The sequence below is a fragment of the Bradyrhizobium sp. 23AC genome, from assembly GCF_054863025.1.
Window position 1 is genome coordinate 1 of record NZ_JAVAYN010000261.1, and the last position, 248, is coordinate 248.

Below are 248 nucleotides of genomic sequence, written 5' to 3' on the forward strand. Positions count from 1 at the left end.
GCAGGCGAATCGGTCAACGGCGAGGCCGTGCGCGCGATCGTCGAGCGCTTCCCCGGCCATGTGCAATTGGGCGGCGGCATTCGCGACCGCGCGGGGATCGAGCGCTGGTTCGATCTCGGCGTCTCGCGCGTGGTGATCGGCACCGCTGCGCTGGAAAATCCCGAGCTGGTCCGCGCGGCCGCGCGCGATTTCCCCGGTGGCATCGTCGTCGCGGTCGATGCGCGCGACGGCTTCGTCGCGACCAAGGG

The 248-nt window shown here is 71.4% G+C and carries 1 protein-coding gene; it reads left to right on the forward strand.

Going from position 1 to position 248, the window contains the following annotated elements; translation table 11 throughout:
* On the forward strand, nucleotides 1-248 hold a 248-nt coding region (locus RAD10_RS42360), incomplete at both ends, for a HisA/HisF-related TIM barrel protein (protein WP_461622075.1).